The organism is Rhodohalobacter mucosus, assembly GCF_003150675.1.
Taxonomy (GTDB): Bacteria; Bacteroidota; Rhodothermia; order Balneolales; family Balneolaceae; genus Rhodohalobacter; species Rhodohalobacter mucosus.
On sequence record NZ_QGGB01000005.1, the window covers coordinates 202,781 to 220,916 of the forward strand.

Sequence of the window (18,136 nt, forward strand, 5' to 3'; positions counted from 1 at the left end):
CGCCAGTATTAAAAGATTATAATGCTGCAGGAGGACGCATATTGGCGCTTTTTTAGTAAGTTGGTTCAGATTGAATTCTACGAGTTACAAGTATCAGGAAAGACGGCGGCCTGACAAGCTGCTGACGAGTGAAGTAAGAATACAGAATACAGAGTGCTTAACCTGCACAGAGTGGTTTGGAGAAAAGGATTTCGCAGGTTCTTGCATTTTTAAGTGAATCATCTTGACCAGCATATACAACCATTTATCGATTCAGGAAAAGGGACGCAGTCTGAGTCCGCAGTTTCTGCGGTTGCTTACTGCATGTTTTCTTTTTGCAGCATTTCTCGCCTCCTGCGATACCATTCAGAATGCTCCGGTTGATACCGGCACTGATGCGTCTTTACCCATCTCTTTTGATTTGCCTCCCATCGACGGTGCAGGCAATTTAAAAATGTCGATCGTGCAGGGTGAAGAGTCGATGTACAGGGCTCAGATAGACGGCCTGCGTCAGGTTGCAATTCCGGGATCAAACCAAAGGGAAGGCTGGAGTATCTTTCCCGACAGAGACCTGACCACGGGGAATTCGCTCTTCAGCAATGTAACTCTTTTAACCACGAAGGGAAGCAGTGAATGGGACAGGGTTAATTATCTGCTCAATACACGCCGTCAATTTACAGATTCAGAAACTAATGCGACGCGCCTGGAACTGCAGGCCGCACTGTGGGTCCTATCGCCGCACCTCGATTTTGACCATCGCAATCCGGACGTGAATACCCTCAATCAGGATATGCTCCGGAACGGTACACCCGCCTACAATTCAACTATTGTGGATGACATCCTTACGGCTGTGAATGCGGAATACCGCGGGTACGAATTTGATGACTTTTCAGTCTACGCTGTGCTTGTAAGGGGAGGCAGCGACTCATACGGATTGATGCTGGAAGCGAGCAGATACCGCGTGGAGATGGTGAACCTGGCGGAGACGGCCGGCCTTTCGGTTGCCTGGGACATCAACAATCGCGGACAGGTAATTGGGGGAAATCTGTTCTGGGATGAAAATCTGGGAACAGTTAACATGGGCAACATCTTTGCCCGCGCCATCAATGACGATGGCATGGTAGCCGGAAGCCGCGGAAACAAGCTGATGCTTTGGAATCCCGATGGCGGCCTTTCGGAAGTGCAGATTCCAATGGGAGATCAGATCGAAGTGTACGACATCAATAACCAAGGTGAGATTGCCGGTGAAATGGTAAGCGAACAGCTGGTCTACGAAGATGAATACGGATCCTATTACGACTACGAGTTTTACGGATTCGTCTGGGATCACTCGCACAATATCCGGGAGATAACCAGAAACGGCTGGTCAAGCGGAATCAACGATATGGGGCTGGTGGTCGGACTGGATTACACCATTACAAACCGTGCCTATAAATGGGATGAAGAGCGCGGACTGCGCGGACTTGGAACCTATTCGGGCTTCAGTTCCGGCCGGCCCAACGCCGTAAACAATGCCGGCGAGGTGGTCGGATCCATACTGGTTTCGTCTGATGCATCCCCGGAGATGTCGGGCAACGCACTTGCCGGAGCAGAGGAGAAGTTTTCGGCGGACCGATTGCTGAAAGCCACAAATACACGCGGCGTTTACGATCCTGCTCATGTGGCTGAGATGCTTGTGCAGGGCACTTTTTCTGCGGAATCATTTCCCTGGGGAGAAACGGCAGCCGGCGCAGAACAGAGTTTCAGTCAGAATGATCTGTACGGCAGTGCATCCTCACAGAGTGAAGCGTTTCTGTGGAGTGAAGACGACGGGGTTACCCGGCTCGGTACGCTGGGCGGCGACTGGAGCACGGCGTGGGATATCAACGACTATGGACAGATCGCGGGGTACAGCAGCGTGGCTCCCGGTGTTTCCAGGGCATTCCTCTGGAGTGAAGAGTTTGGCATGATGGAACTTCCCGGCTACGGCGGCAACAGTCTGGCAAGAGCGGTAAACGACCGTGGAGAAGTGATCGGCTACAGTTATGATGAGACAGGCAGTTTCGTCCCTGTGAAGTGGACGGTTGTCTGGAATGGATTTTAAAGGAGTAAATGATTTGACGTATTTATGGGGTACATCCGGCGGCCACAGCAATAGCTGCCGGGTTTGTGAACTGCACCAGAGTGAAGACTGTGCAGTGTTGTGTTGATTAAAGGCTGAGAAAAGTGAGACGTTTTCAGCCTGAACAAAAAATGGTCTGTGTGTTTTCAAAAGAAAAGCCCCCGCTCCGGATTTCCGGTGCGGGGGTTTTTTGGTTTATAGGAGGAGTTTTTCCAGTCTTACTGAATCTCGGAAGTTGATCCGTGATTAGGGGAGCCACTGATCCATGGATTTTGATGTATCAACCGTAGTTGCGAAGAGGGGAGTACACAGATTAGTGAAAGCAAAAAAAGGTGACCTCTTACATAAGGTTTTAAAGGCTTACAAATTGTGGTTTAAATAAATTAAATGTTTCTAATTAATTGATTAATAACTATAGAAATAATCAACAGTCAAAATTAATTTGTTTATTGAAAATCTAAAGCATCGGGATAACCTTGTGCTTAACAAAAAAAAGGGGTGACAGGATGAATAATAAACCAAGCAATCTTATTAACACAGTACATAAGAGCCGGGCAGACAGCGGGCTAAACCTTTTAAAGGGGTTTACCCTGATGCTGGTCATGGCTCTGACGGTGATGGGATGTGATTCCATCGTAGACGAGCAAAGAGGTGCCGATTTTAATGGAGAGACTTCTACTTTTGATTCGACGATTGATAAGAAGTATCAGGATTCAAAAGTCCTTGTGAAGGAGATTTATACAGGAGCTCCCATAAAAGGTACCAATGGTCTAAACTTCGGTCCGGATGGCAATCTTTATGTTGCTAGTTTTGCCGGTCAGGAAATAATTGTGATGAATAAGCAAAACGGCAGGATTATTGAGAGACTTGGCCCAGGGGATGGAGTGATTTCTCCTGATGATTTGGTTTTTGGACCGGATGGGTCGCTTTATTGGACTGATTTATTTAAAGGTGAGGTTGGCCGTATGACCCCGGAAGGGTTGGTGACTAAGCAGTTTGTTGCACCTGGCGTCAATCCTATTACCTTTAATGATGAGGGACGTCTATTTGTGGGACTCGCTTTTTTGGGAGATGGATTATATGAGCTGGACCCGGACCTTATTGCCCCACCGAGGCAAATCATTGCTTCCACTCCGGCAAATCCTTTTCCACTTGGCTTTTTGAATGCATTCGACTTCGGCTCAGATGGTAAATTATACGGACCGTTATTTGCAGGTGGGGCTGTGGTTCGTGTAAATGTCGGAGGTCCTGGAACTCCAACCTCTACTGATCCTTTTGGAGATGGTACCGTAGAAATTGTAGCCGGGGGCTTCACAGTCCCTGCAGCCGCGAAGTTTGATTCCAAAGGAGTGCTACACGTTCTGGATCAAACAGGTGAAGTTTTCAAATTAAATACCTTGACCGGAGAAAAAACACTCTTTATAAAAATTCAAAAGGGACTTGACAACCTGGCCTTTGACTCCGATGGTACCTTATATATTTCTAATGCCAACTTTGGATCGGTAGTAGAAATTCTACCTAGTGGTCAGCCACGCACCATAAGCGGTGGTGGGATGATTGCACCTATGGGCATGGCCGTTTTACCTGGATCAAATAATAAAGATGCTTTGTTTGTTGCCAACTTATTTACATTGTACCAATTAAATGGTCTCACCGGCAGAGAAGAAAATGTTTATAAAGGCAGCTTACTTCCCGGACCTGTGCTGACCTCTCCAATTACTCTTTCTGCGGACGGAGAGAATCTGATTGTGTCTTCCTATTTTGGTTCAGTAGTTCAGGTTTGGAATCCACAATCTGAGCAGGTCATTGAAACTTTTCCAATGGCGGTTCCAATAGATGCCATTCGGTTTAAAAATGACATAGCAGTGTCCGATTTGGGCCTTGGCGGCGTCGTACGGGCAAGTGACCAATCGATGATCTTGCCAATAGACAACGCCAATGTATTTGCGCCAAGTGGTTTGGCCACTGACGGGGAAACCTTGTGGGTAGCTGACTGGGGTACAGGAAATGTCTGGCAGATAGAATTTAACGGCAATACTCCTACAACGCCTGTTCCTGTAGCTACGGGATTAATGAGTCCGGAAGGGTTGGCATGGGATAAAGAAGGCGGACTGCTGGTTGTTGAAGCTGGGGCATCACGGTTATCGCGCATCGACTTGGCGAATGGAGATGTAAGCACAATCGCAGATAACCTTGAGCTTAGCGGCCCTGCAATTGATCTGGATGGTATTGCACCTCCTACATGGTTATTTGATGGGGTAGCCATTGGCCAATCTGGCGATATTTATGTTTCGGGAGGGGTTAAGAATGTGATTTACCGCATCTCTAAGAAATGAGGTTCTTCTTCTAAATAAAAACCCCCGCTCCGGGTTACCGGTGCGGGGGTTTTTTGGTTTACAAAAGGGTGTGATTCTCAAATAAAATAAACAGATTTGAATAGAAAGAGGGGAGCTAGGGAAACACGGAGGACGTTGATGAGGTGTGGATCTCAGTTGTTAGCGGAACGGTTGGGTGAAATATTAATCGAAAGGAGTATAACTTTATGGAGGGAGTGAAACCACTTTTTGCACTACTGGTGCGATTCCACCCCTACCAAATGGGGCTATCGCGGTTATCCATATCCATCCAACCATTTCTGGTGAAAAGATCAAAGTACCTTGTCTTGTGGAGAAGTTTTTAGATAAATACAATATTACAGATCCTGATGAAAGAGCTGAATATTACGAAAGTGGAGTACCAGCAGGACAAGGTACTTCTAGTGGGGATTTACTATATGCAGTGGAACATGGAATTACATCTTACTACATGGACGGAGAGACTGTGATGAAATATTATGATGGATCAACTAAAGAACTAGTTCATGAACCGGAGGATCGTTGTGGATTCTAAAATATATATAATTATAATAATCGTAGCTTACTCGACAATATTTAGCAACTCAAAGGTATCTGCCCAGTCGAGTTGTGATGATTACTTTGACATATTAGATTACTCAGTCTCGCAACTGTTTACTACTGAGATGAATCGAGGTAATCGTGAACAAGCATTTCCATCAATAGTACATGATGTTTCCGAGACTGAAATAAGGCGTCTAGTACTCCCGTCTGAACAATGGATATGTGACGGAGTCTTAAATGCGATCTATAAAGATGATCCTGTTAAGGATCCACCCACCCACTATGCCCTTTATGTAGTGAAAGATTACTACTTTATGGTCATATATAAATATCTATCGGACAGTGATGGTACGCAGTATATTCAAGAACCAACAGTTGGTGGTTTATTTGATCCTCAGTTTAATCGAGTAGGTGTAATATTCATGTAGTTATTTAATGACCGGCACAATAACAGACATTGAATTAAAAAAGTAGATTATTCGATAAAATAGATTTCTATGTGAAATCCATAGTTACTGTATATTATTGGTATAAGAACTCCGAACAAAAACCCTTAATTATACGGAGATTCTTATGTCTTTACTTACCCAATGCGGTTCCCGGCGCTGTTCCCTTGAACAGCTTCTTACCATTCCCGAACCGGAAAAAACCGATTCATACACCCCGCTCAACCACTACGACTTCGCGGTCAATACCCGATCCGTAACCTCGGATTTACTCCGGGACTTCAATTTCGTTAAGGATAATTATGCGCTATCCAGAGACGGGCAGAAAATGTTTGGTGTGCTGCCCTATTCAGAGCGATCCAGCTTTGAGGATAGGCTTCTGAACCTTTCGAACGGCCTGAGTAATTCCGGCGAGAAATGCATTTTGCCCAACATTCCAAAGGCTATTTCACTAAATCTCAGATAGTGAAAACATAACTTTCCTAATGACCGGGAGAAATTGCATAAGAAAGGAGCATAAATTAGAGGAGAGAGCTTCCAGCTGGTAAAAATCACAGATCGTACATCGTCAATCTGAAATCGCATATCGAGAATTGGTGCCCGGGGGGGGACTCGAACCCCCACGCTGTTGCCAGCATACGCCCCTGAAACGCACGCGTCTACCAATTCCGCCACCCGGGCTAGTACATCAACATCACTAAAGAAAAAGTCCTGAAACCGAATGATTTATTGTGCGGTTTTACGCAATTGAACCATCAATCGAATTCAAGATTCGTAATATACCAACTTGACCGTACCGTATGCAACCCTTTTGAGAGATAAAATAGTGACTGCAGCATATTTGTAAGCCGTTCACCGATGCATATCCCGCCGGCCCGGAGCAGGAATCGGACGGCTCCGGCCTCAATCTGCAAAAAACCGGCTGATGTGGATGGGGGTAATGAGCTTGATACCTGTCGTCTGAACAACACGAATACAGGCATCCGTTGCCTGAAACGTGCTCTCAACCATAACATTTTAAACATGACCTGAGATGAAACAGATAATGATACTTACAGCCGCGGTATTGCTGCTGCTGCCGCTCTATGCCAACGCCCAGCCCGAAGTGCCTATTGAGGAGTGGACAGGAAAAACTATTCTACTGGTAGGGGCACATCCGGATGACGATGCCGGGCGGCACGGAACTTTGGCGATGCTGCAGGAGAATGGCAATGATGTCTATATCATGCTGCTTACAAACGGCAATGTGGGTACCCGCGACAGAAAAATGACGCGTCAGCGGCTCGAGAAAATCCGACGGCATGAGCAGCTCAATGCGATGAACCACATCGGCCTGCCGGCCGAGAACTATATCAATCTCGGGTATACCGACGGCATGGTGGAATTTGCCGATAAGGAGGAGCTGGTGAAGCGTATGGTGTGGTGGTACAGGAAGCTTCAGCCTGATGTGCTGATTGCATTTGAGCCCGGTTACAGGTATCAGCGCTGGCATAAGGCGGACCACAGGGCAGCAGCCTACCTGGCCGTTGATGCAGCCCGCGCTGCGGAATGGCACCTGATTTTTCCCGAACACCTGCACCAGGAAGGGCTTGAGCCTGTCCGCATCAATGAATACATGTTCTGGGGTTCGGAAGGGAATAACATGACCGTTGACATTTCGGACTACCGCGAGCAAAAAATTCAGTCCAGAATGGCGTACCTGAGCCAGTTTTCTGAGACGGGCAGAAGCAATTACCCGGGCAACAGCGAAGACTATTTTATGACGCTGGATGATCTGCCGGCGGAGGAGCGGCGCGCCTACATGGATCGTTTCCGCAATAGCACCGGTGATACGGAAAGCTTTCGCTATTACAGGGGTGCTCCGGACGGTGTGGGTTCGGGTCCCGCACTCGGGCAAAGAGAATATTAATCAAAAGCCCAGCCCGAATATTTATACGCGGAATGTTAAACCGGGAGAGGCCGTTTCCGGACGGCTCTCCTTTTTTTATGAGCGAAATTTTTTTAATAGCTGCCTCATGAATGCATCAACTCCATCTTGGTTTTCAGAATCGATCTGATTAGGTTCTTTTTTACCGCCCAAATGCCGCTGACAGGGGAATCGTAAACAGTACCATATTACATCATATCATCATTTATTTAATTCGTACATGGCAAATCACACAGAGCATCCCGGTTTAACGATTTTTGAAAAAATTGAAACAACGGTCTATCCGGATGCAAGGGAAGCGTCGGTAAAGGTGGCATCCGATATTGCAAACCTCATCCGGGCGCGAAATCAGATAGGCCAGAATACGGTACTGGGTCTCGCTACCGGCTCCACGCCTATCCGAGTGTACAGTGAACTGGTGAGGCTGCATAAGGAGGAAGGACTCAGTTTCAGACGGGTGATCACCTTTAACCTGGATGAATACTATCCCATGCAGCCCGAAGAGTTACAGAGCTATGTCCGTTTTATGCGTGAGCACCTTTTTGATCATATTGACATACCGGATGAGCAAATACACATTCCGGACGGCACACTGACAAGGGAAGAAGTGTACGAATACTGCGCAGAATATGAGAGGAAGATCAGCGAGGCGGGCGGTCTCGATGTTCAGATTCTGGGGATTGGCCGTACGGGGCATATTGGATTCAACGAGCCGGGTTCCATCGAAAAGACACGCACAAGACTGGTAACGCTGGATGAACTCACGCGCGCCGATGCAGCTCCCGCATTTTTCGGAGAAGAGCACGTTCCGCGAAGGGCTATCACCATGGGGGTTGGTACCATCCTGAAGGCGAAGAAAATTTACCTGATGGCGTGGGGCGAAGCGAAGGCTCCCATTGTTCGCAGAGCCGTTGAAGGGGAAATATCGGAGAAGGTTCCCGCCACCTTTCTGCAGAAGCATGACAATATTAAGGTAATTCTGGATGAACCGGCCGCTTCCGAATTATCAAGACGAAAAACACCGTGGCTGGTGGGTCCGGTGGACTGGGACGACCGGAAGATTCGCAAAGCGGTGAACTGGCTCAGTCTTTCCATAGGCAAGCCGATACTGAAACTTACCGATGAGGATTACAACCAAAACGGAATGAGCGACATTGTTACGGACTACGGCCCCGCATACAATGTGAACATCCGTGTATTCAACCAGGTTCAGCACACCATCACGGGCTGGCCGGGAGGCAAACCCAATGCCGATGACTCCAATCGTCCGGAGAGGGCTGAGCCGTTTCCCAAACGTGTGCTTATCTTTTCACCGCACCCCGACGATGATGTGATTTCGATGGGAGGGACACTGATGCGCCTTGTTGAGCACGGTCACGAGGTGCACGTAGCTTATCAGACAAGCGGAAATATTTCCGTTTATGACGATGAAGCGCTCAGATATGCAGATTTTGTTTCGCTTTACAGTACAGGCAAAGAGGAAAAAGAGCTCTATGCAAGACTGGTTGACTCCGTGGAAAAAAAGAAGCCGGGCGATACGGACAGCGATCGGATGCTGGAAGTGAAAACAAAGATACGGAGGGCGGAGGCTCGTGCGGCCTGCAGGTATGCGGGAGTAAAAGAGGAGAATATCCATTTTCTGGAAATGCCTTTCTATGAAACCGGCAGGGCGAAAAAGAATGAGCTGAGTCAGAAAGACCTGGATCTTATAACCGGTATCCTGAAAAAAGTGAAGCCTCACCAGGTGTATGCGGCTGGAGATTTGTCGGATCCGCATGGTACGCACAGGATCTGCTGGGAGGCAATTCATGAATCCCTGAACTCACTGGAAAGTGAATCATGGATGGATGAGTGCTATGTATGGCTCTACCGGGGTGTATGGCAGGATTGGGACGTAAGTGAAATTGATATGGCGGTACCGCTCAGTCCGGGTGAAAGACTCAGAAAGCGGCGTGCCATATTCAAGCACGCATCTCAAAAGGATCAGCCGAAATATCCGGGTTCGATGAGCCGTGAATTCTGGATGATTGCCGACGAACGGACCATCAAAACAGCTGCAACGTACGACAGCCTGGGCCTTGCCGAATACGATTCCATTGAAGGATTTTCAAGGTGGGAAGCCCAATTGTAAGCGGCTGATATACAACTGCAAATCACTCTTTTTTCTTTCAAAGAACACACCATATTGCACCTGATTGCTGAAAACGTTATTTAAAAGAGATAACTGCCATTCATCCTTTTTTCGCCGGTTAAGATCGCTGCCTGTTCCAAATTTATGCTCATAACATTCTCTTGGCTGTTAATCCGTGACGGGGAAGAGCGCTCCTCTGAAACCGTTATCTCTTTTTGTTCGAATCAGGATTCATGAAACACCCTACAGAACGACATCAGAAACTTGTTGAAAGGATCAGGGCTGGTGACCGTCAGGCCTTCGAGCAGCTCTTTCAGGCCTACTACTCCAGGCTCTGTGTTTTTTCAAACAGCTATGTGAAGTCGCTTGATCTTTCCAGGGATGTTGTTCAGGAAGTGTACATTAAAATCTGGGACAATAAAGAGAACTTTTACATCCGGCAGTCTCTCAAGGCATATCTGTACCAGGCCGTCAGGAACCAATCACTCAACTTTTTGCAACAAAAGAAGCAGATGGAGAGGCTTGAAAAACGTCTCAAAAGACAGCAAGAGATCTCCGAATCGAGCCGTACAGAAGAGTTCAATACGGAGGAGCTTTCTGAAAAGGTATGGAGGCTTGTAGAGCAGCTGCCGGAGAGAAGGCGTACGATATTTATACTGTACCGAAAACACGGACTGTCCTATGCCGAAATTGCGGAAGTGCTCAACATTGCCAGGAAAACCGTGGAAAATCAGATGGGTAAATCACTCAAATTCCTCCGGGAAAATCTGGATCTGTAGGAACCGGGGAGCAATCAGCTATCAGCTTGTTTGGATTGTGCCTCAGGCTTGCTGTCAGAGACCTGAAGCCCCTTCCCAGCACCGTCTTTATGTCGAGGTGTTATTGGGAAGATTATCCAGATGAGATGCTGGGAGATCCCTCGATTCGATCTCCGTCGGCTGACGGATCTCTCACTCGGGATGACAAGCTGCAAACGGGACAGTGACGGTGCATAAGGATCCCAAATTCATGAATTTAACAATCTGCGCCGCCTCAGCAGGCTAGTTACTTCCAACGCCGCAGGCGTTGAATATCAATAGCCCCGGGTGAAGCCCGGGTTGGAAAATGGGCTACCCCATTGACCCCGAGGCGCGATCATTAACACCGCCCGGATCTCTGCCGAGGGGTTACGGAGAGGATTTTGATGGACGATGAGCGATGGGCGATGGACGATGGACGACTTGTGACTGGCGATGGACGATGGACGACTTGCGACTGTCGATTGATGATTGATGATTTATTATTGATTATTTGTTTCTGCCTGCACCCCGCCTCAATCAAATCCATCTGCAGAAAATTTTTTAAAAAGAATGGGGGGAGGGCTGCTGTAAGCTGTCTACACTCCAGTAATACAGAAAAATTTATGAGCAATACTGACAACATTTGGGCTTTGATAGCGCGACATCACGACCACTCACTGAGTGAAACGGATGCCCGTAAGCTGGAAGAATGGCTTGAAGCCAGCAACGAGAACAGAAGAATATTTCATTCGGTTGACCGCATCTGGAAAGCCTCAGAGGAGAAGCAGGGCGAATCGATTATAGGTGAGCTCAATCTTGAGAAAGACTGGAACTGCGTATCCGGAAAGATTAACCGCAACCCGGAAGAAAAACGAGCCAGGATACGTCACTTCAGGAAAATAAGAAAACGCCAGCAGTTCTTTTCCAACCTGTTAAAGGTTGCCGCCCTCGTACTGGTTGCTTTTACATCCGGCATACTTACCCTGAAATATGCTCCGCAGCAGTCTGATGAAAATAGTTATCAGGCTCCCGTATTCAATGAAATTGTAACGTACGACGCGGAAAGGGCCGGTATCGAGCTGGGCGATGGTTCCCGTGTCACACTCAATGCAGCAAGTAAACTAACAATTCCCGATCGATTCAGCAGTGATACAAGGGAAGTTACGCTGCAGGGGCAGGCTTTTTTTGATATTAAACGCGATAAGAACCGGCCATTTCACATTAAAGCAGGAAATGCGGTTGTAGAGGTGGTGGGTACGTCATTTGACGTTCGCTATTATGAAAATGAAAACCTCATCCAGGTTGTGGTTAAAACCGGTACGGTTGAGCTCCGGAATAATAATGATAAGGAGAACAGGCTTATTGTAAATGAGGGATATAAAGGTACGATAAATACTGAAAACGGGCGTCTGACACTCGAAATGTATCAGGATCCGGACTCCTATTTTGGCTGGATGGATGGGCGCATCGTATTCAGAAATGCAGATTTGGAGGATGTATTTAAGGAACTCGAGCGATGGTATGATGTGGATATCACCATCAATAATGAGGTTCAGGGGCAGCTGAAGGATAAATTCACTGCAAACCTGAAAACAAGGTCCGTTACAGAAGTAATGGACGTAATCCGTGAGTCAATGAACATAAATTATGAAGTATTGGAGGACGGGGATCGCATTCTCGTCAAAAGGTAAAACGTGTGAACAGCACAACATAACAGGATGGAGTAAGTCCAAACAAAAAACAAAAAAAGCACCAAGCGTATGAAAACCGTTACGTTGATAAAAGTTATTCCGGTTTTGGTGGGGATGTTATTAAGTACAGCGCTCTCACCGGTTCAGGGATACACTCAAAAACAGTCGTCAGAATCGTCGTTGCCCGATCTGGTTACGTACTATTCTGTAAAAGATTACAGCTCGCAAATACCGGAGTTAACCAATAAAATTTCCGTCAGTCTGTTTGATGTGACAGTTTCGGAAGCGCTTTTTAGAATTGCTGACGAGGCAAATCTTGAAATCGCATTCGATGAAAGCGCACTTTCCGGCAATGACAGGGTAACCATCAGTGAAAGAAGCATCAGCGTTGCCCAGGCATTGGAAAGAGCTCTTTCAGGAACAGGTTTTGAGCCGGTTATCACTTCCAGAAGACAGATCATGGTGAAAGAGAGCCTTCCGGTTGAGGAGGCAGAGGAAGACATACCGGTTGTCATTACCGGTGAAGTGGTCGACGCCGATACGGGCGAGCCTCTGATGGGTGTAACTGTATTTGTTGTGGGAACTCAGATAGGTACCACAACCAATATGGATGGCCGGTACGAAATTGATGTTCCCGACGAGAACTCCGTACTTGCCTTTTCATACGTAGGATATGTGCGGCAGGAGTTTACCGTAGGCGACAGAACCGAGATCAATGTTGAAATGGAATCGGACGTTGCCCTTCTTGATGATGTTGTTGTTGTCGGATATGGTGTTCAGAGGCGGACCGAAGTAACGGGTGCTGTTACATCCATCCGTGCGGAAACCATTCAAAGCGCACCGGTTTCCAGCTTTGAAAATGCCCTGCAGGGTCGTCTGGCGGGCGTTAACGTAGCAGAATCAACGGGTGAACCTGGTGCCGCTCCTCAAATTATTATTCGGGGTGTAGGGTCCATTTCTGCAGGTAATGAGCCTCTGTATGTAATTGACGGTGTGCCTGTTTCGCAGAACTTCAACTTGCAGCCAAATGTAGGATCACAGAGATCCAGCTTCGCTGCTCCGAAAGTGAACCCGCTGGCAACCATCAACCCGAATGATATTGAATCTATTGAGGTGCTCAAGGATGCGTCTGCAGCTGCTATTTACGGCTCAAGAGGATCTAACGGCGTTATTTTAATTACCACGAAGCGTGGTCGCACCGACAGCCCGCCACAAATTAATGTTCGTTCATTTGTAGGTGTTCAATCGGCATTTAACGTTCCTGAATTAATGAATGCCGAAGAATTAATTGAATACACCAAAGACGCGAGAAATAATACCTATTTGCGTCAGCAGGACCCGACCAACCCCGCAAGTCCGTTCTATAACCCGCTTTATGATCCTGATACCAATGCGGGTCGTGAAGCTTCCGGCGCAACAGGAACTCACCTGATACCGGAAGCTTATGTAAACTGGGACGGAACCGATACCGACTGGCTCGACCTGGTACTGGATACCTCCACGCTTCAAAATTATGATATGTCTGTTAGCGGTGGCGGTACCAACTTTACCTATTTCGTGGGAGGCGGTTTCATGGATCAGACCGGTATTATCGACGGATCCGGATTCAACCGATATTCACTGAATGCAAATTTTACATCCGATTTGTCTGAAAAATTTCAGATAGGTCTGGGACTGAACGCAGCATTTACCGAGCATGACCGTAAAGCGGCGAATGCTCCCTATTTCGGTTCTCCACCGGGTATCATCTACTCGGCCATGACGCAATCGCCTGTCGTTGATCCGTTCAATCCCGACGGAACCTACCGGCAGCAGGACGGAAGCCATAACGATCTGGGTGGTGCTACCACTACAACCAACCATCCGCTGGCCGTTCGTGATTTTATCGACGAGCGTATAAACAACAACCGCATATTCGGTAACATTTACGGTACCTATAACATCATGGAGAATCTGGCATTTAAGTCTCTCCTGGGTTATGATATTGATAACTTCCAACGTTCTTTTTACCAGGGTACTCAGCTCTCTTACAGGGGCGGTGCTCCGCGGCCATTCGCTGAGTCAACTTCCGCACTTGGATTTAACTGGCTCTGGGAAAACACGCTGACCTATCAAACCACGTTTGGTGAAGATCACAGGCTCGACACGGTTGTGGGTTTCACCGCACAGAAGCAGCGAGACGAGCGAAACCGGGTTATTGCACAGAATTTCCCGGATGACCAGGTTAAAACCGTAAATGGAGGCCAGATTACCGGCGGTGACCAGTTTATTGAAGAGTGGTCTCTGGTAAGTTACTTGGCACGTGCCAACTACGTATTCAAGAATAGATATTTGTTAACTGCAACCATTCGATCTGACCGATCATCCAGATTCGGGGTGGATAATCAAACAGGTATCTTTCCGTCTGCATCACTTGGCTGGCAGATGACTCAGGAATCATTCATGCAGGATCAAACCCTGTTTAATGAACTTAAGCCCAGGATCAGTTACGGTGTTACAGGTAACTTCCTGATCCCGAATTATGGATCTATTGGATTGATTTCATCCAACAATTATGTATTTGGTGATCAACTTGTATCAGGCGTATCTCCTGTGACTTTAGGAAACAAGGAGCTTACGTGGGAAACCACCAGACAGCTTAATATGGGTCTTGATTTTGCTGTACTGGAAGATCGCATTTATGGATCCTTTGACTACTACATCAGTAATACCGAGGATCTGCTGCTTGAAGTAAACATCCCGGCTGTAACAGGGTTCACACGTGCACTTACCAACATTGGTGAGGTAGAGAACAAAGGATTTGAGTTCCAGGTTACATCCAGAAATATGACCGGCAACTTTAACTGGTCAACGGATTTCAACTTTGCGACCAACACCAACGAAGTGAAAAAACTGGGACCGGAAGGAGACCCGATCCTTGTATCAGGAGCTGCAGGTGTTCGTCACATTACACAGGTAGGCTCCCCGATCGGTTCCTACTATGGTTATGTGGTTGAAGGGATCTTCCAGACACAGCAGGAAATTGATAGTGCCCCTGAGGATCTGGAAGGCAATCCCACACCGGGCGACTTCCGATTTAAAGACGTGAACGGCGACGGTGTGATTGATGCCAATGACCGGACTGTGATCGGCAGTTATCATCCCGACTACACGTGGGGAATCACCAACCGGTTTAACTGGAGAAATATTGATTTCAGTTTCTTCTTCCAGGGTGTTGAAGGCCGTGAAGTCCTCAATCTGACGGCCCGTCATCTTCGAAACGGTGAGGCGAACTTTAACAGCTATGCCGTTTTGAACGATCGATGGAGATCTCCAGAGGATCCGGGCAACGGGAAGCACCCAAAAGCTGAGCGAAACTCAGGCGGAAACAACAACCGTCCGTCCTCCTACCAGGTAGATGATGGTTCGTACATCAAGCTGAGAAATATTACGCTTGGATATAATGTGCCTCAAAACCTGATTGGAAACTTTGCGAGAAGTGTGAGACTGTATGGATCGGTAACCAACGTTGCGATTTGGACCAACTACATCGGTTTCAACCCCGAGGTAAACCTTTCGCAGGGTAACGGACTGACACCGGGTGAGGATTACGGTGCTTATCCGCTATCTAGAGCATTCCAGTTTGGAATCGACATCTCCTTTTAATCGCAAATAAGAAACTATGGTGAATTCAATGAAACGTTTAAAAAACATATTGCTGGTAATACCCGCATTACTGATTCTGGTTTCTTGTGGAGAAGATTTCACAATACTGGCTCCGCAATCAGACCGTAATGTTGAGAACTTTTACAGAACGGATACAGACTTCGTAGTAGCCATCAACGGCGCCTATGCAGGGCTGGCTTCCAATGATGCATATGGCAGAAACTACATGCTGCTGAATGAAATGAGAAGCGATAATATGGATAACGGCGGTGGTGCAACCGGTCTGGCCGAATCGCTTGAGCGGATCACACTGTTCGACGAGCTTACAACGGCGAGCGAACTGGAAAATACCTGGGCCGGCGGATATGCGGTGATTGCACGCACCAATACAATCCTTAGCAGGCTTGATGAGGCTACACTGGATGACCCGGCATTAGGTGATCGAATCAGGGGCGAGGCACTGTTTATCCGCTCACTGGTCTATTATAATTTAGCAGTAGCGTTTGGAAACATACCACTCCAGCTAGAAGAGGTCACATCTCCAAGTGTAACTATCAATCAGGTGTCTGCAACCGAAATTTACAATCAGATTTCGGATGATTTGGAAACCGCAGAGGGTTTGCTTCCCGCATCCTACTCCGGTAGTGACATAGGGAGAGTAACCAGCGGTGCGGCAGCTACGCTTCTTGGTCTTGTAGAACTGACTAACGGCAATTCCGGTGCTGCTGAAGCTGCACTTCGTCGTGTTGTACAGTCTAACCAGTACGAGTTGGTGCCCGACTTTGCTGATATCTGGGGTATCGGTAATGAAAACAATATCGAGTCGATCTTTGAGATTCAGTATAAGTCAGGCGGAGCCGGAGTTGGCAGCGGTTTTACCGAGTACTACTCTCCGGACAATGCGATTTCAGGTGGTGTAGGTGGCGGAAATGCTCCTCAGACACCAACTGATGACTTGCTGGCAGCTTATGATGCAGGTGACGATCGTTTCATCGATGGATTCGGCATAACCTCCGGCGGTGATGATTATCTCACGAAGTACGACTCTAATCCTACAATCGCTTTTGATTCGGATGTCAACTTTATTGTATTCCGGTATGCTGACGTATTGTTGATGCTCGCAGAAGCTGTTGGCGAATCACCGGAAGGATGGGGTTTGATCAATGAAGTACGTGAAAGATCCGGTCTGGTTGATCCCGCAGAAGGTCTGGGGCTACCATATAATGAAGTATTGCTCCTGGAGCGACGCCGCGAATTTGCGGGCGAAAATAAGCGATGGCCCGATCTTAAACGATTTGGTGTCGCACAACAGATAATGGCCGATTTTCTTTCGGATGAGGGTGTGACCGAATCCGATGTTAGATTGCTCTATCCGATCCCGCAGAGAGAGATAGATGCATCACCGGGTGCGTTGACTCAAAATCCACTGTAAGCAGACCGGCCATTTATAAATAGTTAATTATATCAATGCCTATTCGTTCAGTTGATATTTCCCCGCATGCCTTTGGTATGCCGGGGAAGTACAACAAAGCGAATGAAAAACATCAATTAAAATAATATCAACGGAGTATACATGAAGTACCTCATCTTAATTTCCTTTATGCTGGCTGCGGCTCTTCCGGTACGCGCCCAGATCAACACATCGGCCGACACGCCGCTTCGTGTGATTGCAATTTTTGCACATCCGGATGATGCAGAGTCAAAAATGGGTGGAACTGCAGCTTTGATGGCTGAAATGGGACATGAAGTAAAGTTTCTCTCCCTTACCAACGGCGATGCAGGACATCATGAAAAAGGAGGCGGAGCACTGGCCAGGATACGGAGAGAAGAATCTCATGAAGCTGCAGAACGGCTGGGAATTGCAGAGTATGAAGTCTTTGACAATCACGATGCTGAACTCCTCCCCGAACTGCATATACGCATGGATGTGATTCGGGCCATTCGTGAATGGAATGCGGATGTGGTTCTCGGATTGCGGCCCAACGACTATCACCCCGATCACCGGAATGCGGGCAAGCTTGTAATAGATGCTTCCTATATGGTGATTGTGCCGAATGTGGCTCCGGATACGCCTCCTGTGGCGAACAACCCGGTATTTCTTTATATGCAGGACAGATTTTCAAAGCCGAATCCATTCAGCCACGATATCGTGGTGGGTATCGATGATGTGATTGAAACCAAGCTTGCGGGACTGGATGCGCACACATCACAGATGTATGAATGGCTCCCCTGGACTGCAGGACGCCTTGATGAGGTGCCCGAGGATCCGGATGAAAGGCTTGACTGGCTCCGTCAGCGATGGATCAACCGTGAGATGTCTGATGAACAGCGTGCCGGACTGGAAAAATGGTATGGTCCGGAAAAAGCTTCGCAGTTCAGATATGCGGAATCATTTGAAATTGCAGAGTACGGTTACAGGCCAACAGATGATGAAATTCGAATGATTTTCCCAATGCTGGGTAATTAACCTAATCTTCATAACGTACCAAAGCCGGTGAGTGTGATGGCTTTCCGGCTTTTCTAACCATAAGTGAGCCAGA

11 protein-coding genes and 1 tRNA gene are annotated in these 18,136 nt (G+C 47.4%); 11 read left to right on the forward strand and 1 reads right to left on the reverse strand.

Translation table 11 applies throughout. The annotated features are described in order from the left end of the window. The first annotated feature begins 223 nt into the window (after window positions 1-223). The 4 genes from DDZ15_RS06440 to DDZ15_RS06455 all read left to right on the forward strand — a co-directional run bounded on the left by DDZ15_RS06440 (window position 224) and on the right by DDZ15_RS06455 (window position 5,889). Window positions 224-2,062 carry a hypothetical protein gene (locus tag DDZ15_RS06440; protein WP_109646256.1) on the forward strand — a complete coding sequence of 613 codons (1,839 nt, stop codon included), beginning with the start codon at window positions 224-226 and terminating at the stop codon, window positions 2,060-2,062. A gap of 524 nt (window positions 2,063-2,586) precedes the next feature. Beyond that, window positions 2,587-4,416: a Vgb family protein gene (locus DDZ15_RS06445; RefSeq protein ID WP_109646257.1), complete on the forward strand. Its 1,830-nt coding sequence runs from the start codon at window positions 2,587-2,589 to the stop codon at window positions 4,414-4,416. A 328-nt stretch (window positions 4,417-4,744) separates the two neighbouring features. Continuing rightward, window positions 4,745-4,969 (forward strand): hypothetical protein, encoded by a 225-nt coding sequence (locus DDZ15_RS16600; protein ID WP_146198530.1) that lies wholly within the window; start codon window positions 4,745-4,747, stop codon window positions 4,967-4,969. A 581-nt stretch (window positions 4,970-5,550) separates the two neighbouring features. Next, window positions 5,551-5,889 carry a hypothetical protein gene (locus DDZ15_RS06455; protein ID WP_109646259.1) on the forward strand — a complete coding sequence of 113 codons (339 nt, stop codon included), beginning with the start codon at window positions 5,551-5,553 and terminating at the stop codon, window positions 5,887-5,889. A gap of 128 nt (window positions 5,890-6,017) precedes the next feature. Here DDZ15_RS06455 and DDZ15_RS06460 read toward each other — a convergent pair. After that, window positions 6,018-6,104 (reverse strand) — tRNA-Leu (locus tag DDZ15_RS06460). A gap of 352 nt (window positions 6,105-6,456) precedes the next feature. Here DDZ15_RS06460 and DDZ15_RS06465 point away from each other — a divergent pair. From DDZ15_RS06465 to DDZ15_RS06495, 7 genes are all read left to right on the forward strand, one after another. Then, complete coding sequence (locus DDZ15_RS06465) at window positions 6,457-7,332, forward strand: PIG-L deacetylase family protein (RefSeq protein ID WP_109646260.1); 876 nt, start codon at window positions 6,457-6,459, stop codon at window positions 7,330-7,332. 238 nt (window positions 7,333-7,570) lie between these two features. Then, on the forward strand, window positions 7,571-9,481 hold the full coding sequence (nagB, locus tag DDZ15_RS06470) for a glucosamine-6-phosphate deaminase (protein ID WP_109646261.1): 1,911 nt from the start codon (window positions 7,571-7,573) through the stop codon (window positions 9,479-9,481). Window positions 9,482-9,714: 233 nt separating this feature from the next. Then, window positions 9,715-10,260, forward strand: coding sequence for an RNA polymerase sigma-70 factor (locus DDZ15_RS06475; protein ID WP_109646262.1), 546 nt, complete (start codon window positions 9,715-9,717; stop codon window positions 10,258-10,260). A 623-nt stretch (window positions 10,261-10,883) separates the two neighbouring features. Next, entirely contained in the window at window positions 10,884-11,951 is a 1,068-nt protein-coding gene (locus DDZ15_RS06480; protein ID WP_158278636.1) for a FecR family protein, read from the forward strand. Window positions 11,952-12,020: 69 nt separating this feature from the next. After that, entirely contained in the window at window positions 12,021-15,596 is a 3,576-nt protein-coding gene (locus tag DDZ15_RS06485) for a TonB-dependent receptor (RefSeq protein WP_242978908.1), read from the forward strand. A gap of 28 nt (window positions 15,597-15,624) precedes the next feature. Continuing rightward, complete coding sequence (locus tag DDZ15_RS06490; RefSeq protein ID WP_199222899.1) at window positions 15,625-17,028, forward strand: RagB/SusD family nutrient uptake outer membrane protein; 1,404 nt, start codon at window positions 15,625-15,627, stop codon at window positions 17,026-17,028. 141 nt (window positions 17,029-17,169) lie between these two features. Beyond that, entirely contained in the window at window positions 17,170-18,063 is an 894-nt protein-coding gene (locus tag DDZ15_RS06495) for a PIG-L deacetylase family protein (protein ID WP_109646265.1), read from the forward strand. The last annotated feature ends 73 nt before the right edge of the window (window positions 18,064-18,136 follow it).

What these genes read in the sequence shown, in the direction of transcription:
- DDZ15_RS06445 (WP_109646257.1), top strand. Translation starts at nt 2,587, where the DNA reads ATGAATAATAAACCAAGCAATCTTATTAACACAGTACATAAGAGCCGG.
- DDZ15_RS06455 (WP_109646259.1), top strand. Translation starts at nt 5,551, where the DNA reads ATGTCTTTACTTACCCAATGCGGTTCCCGGCGCTGTTCCCTTGAACAG.
- DDZ15_RS06465 (WP_109646260.1), top strand. Translation starts at nt 6,457, where the DNA reads ATGAAACAGATAATGATACTTACAGCCGCGGTATTGCTGCTGCTGCCG.
- nagB (WP_109646261.1), top strand. Translation starts at nt 7,571, where the DNA reads ATGGCAAATCACACAGAGCATCCCGGTTTAACGATTTTTGAAAAAATT.
- DDZ15_RS06475 (WP_109646262.1), top strand. Translation starts at nt 9,715, where the DNA reads ATGAAACACCCTACAGAACGACATCAGAAACTTGTTGAAAGGATCAGG.
- DDZ15_RS06480 (WP_158278636.1), top strand. Translation starts at nt 10,884, where the DNA reads ATGAGCAATACTGACAACATTTGGGCTTTGATAGCGCGACATCACGAC.
- DDZ15_RS06485 (WP_242978908.1), top strand. Translation starts at nt 12,021, where the DNA reads ATGAAAACCGTTACGTTGATAAAAGTTATTCCGGTTTTGGTGGGGATG.
- DDZ15_RS06490 (WP_199222899.1), top strand. Translation starts at nt 15,625, where the DNA reads ATGAAACGTTTAAAAAACATATTGCTGGTAATACCCGCATTACTGATT.
- DDZ15_RS06495 (WP_109646265.1), top strand. Translation starts at nt 17,170, where the DNA reads ATGAAGTACCTCATCTTAATTTCCTTTATGCTGGCTGCGGCTCTTCCG.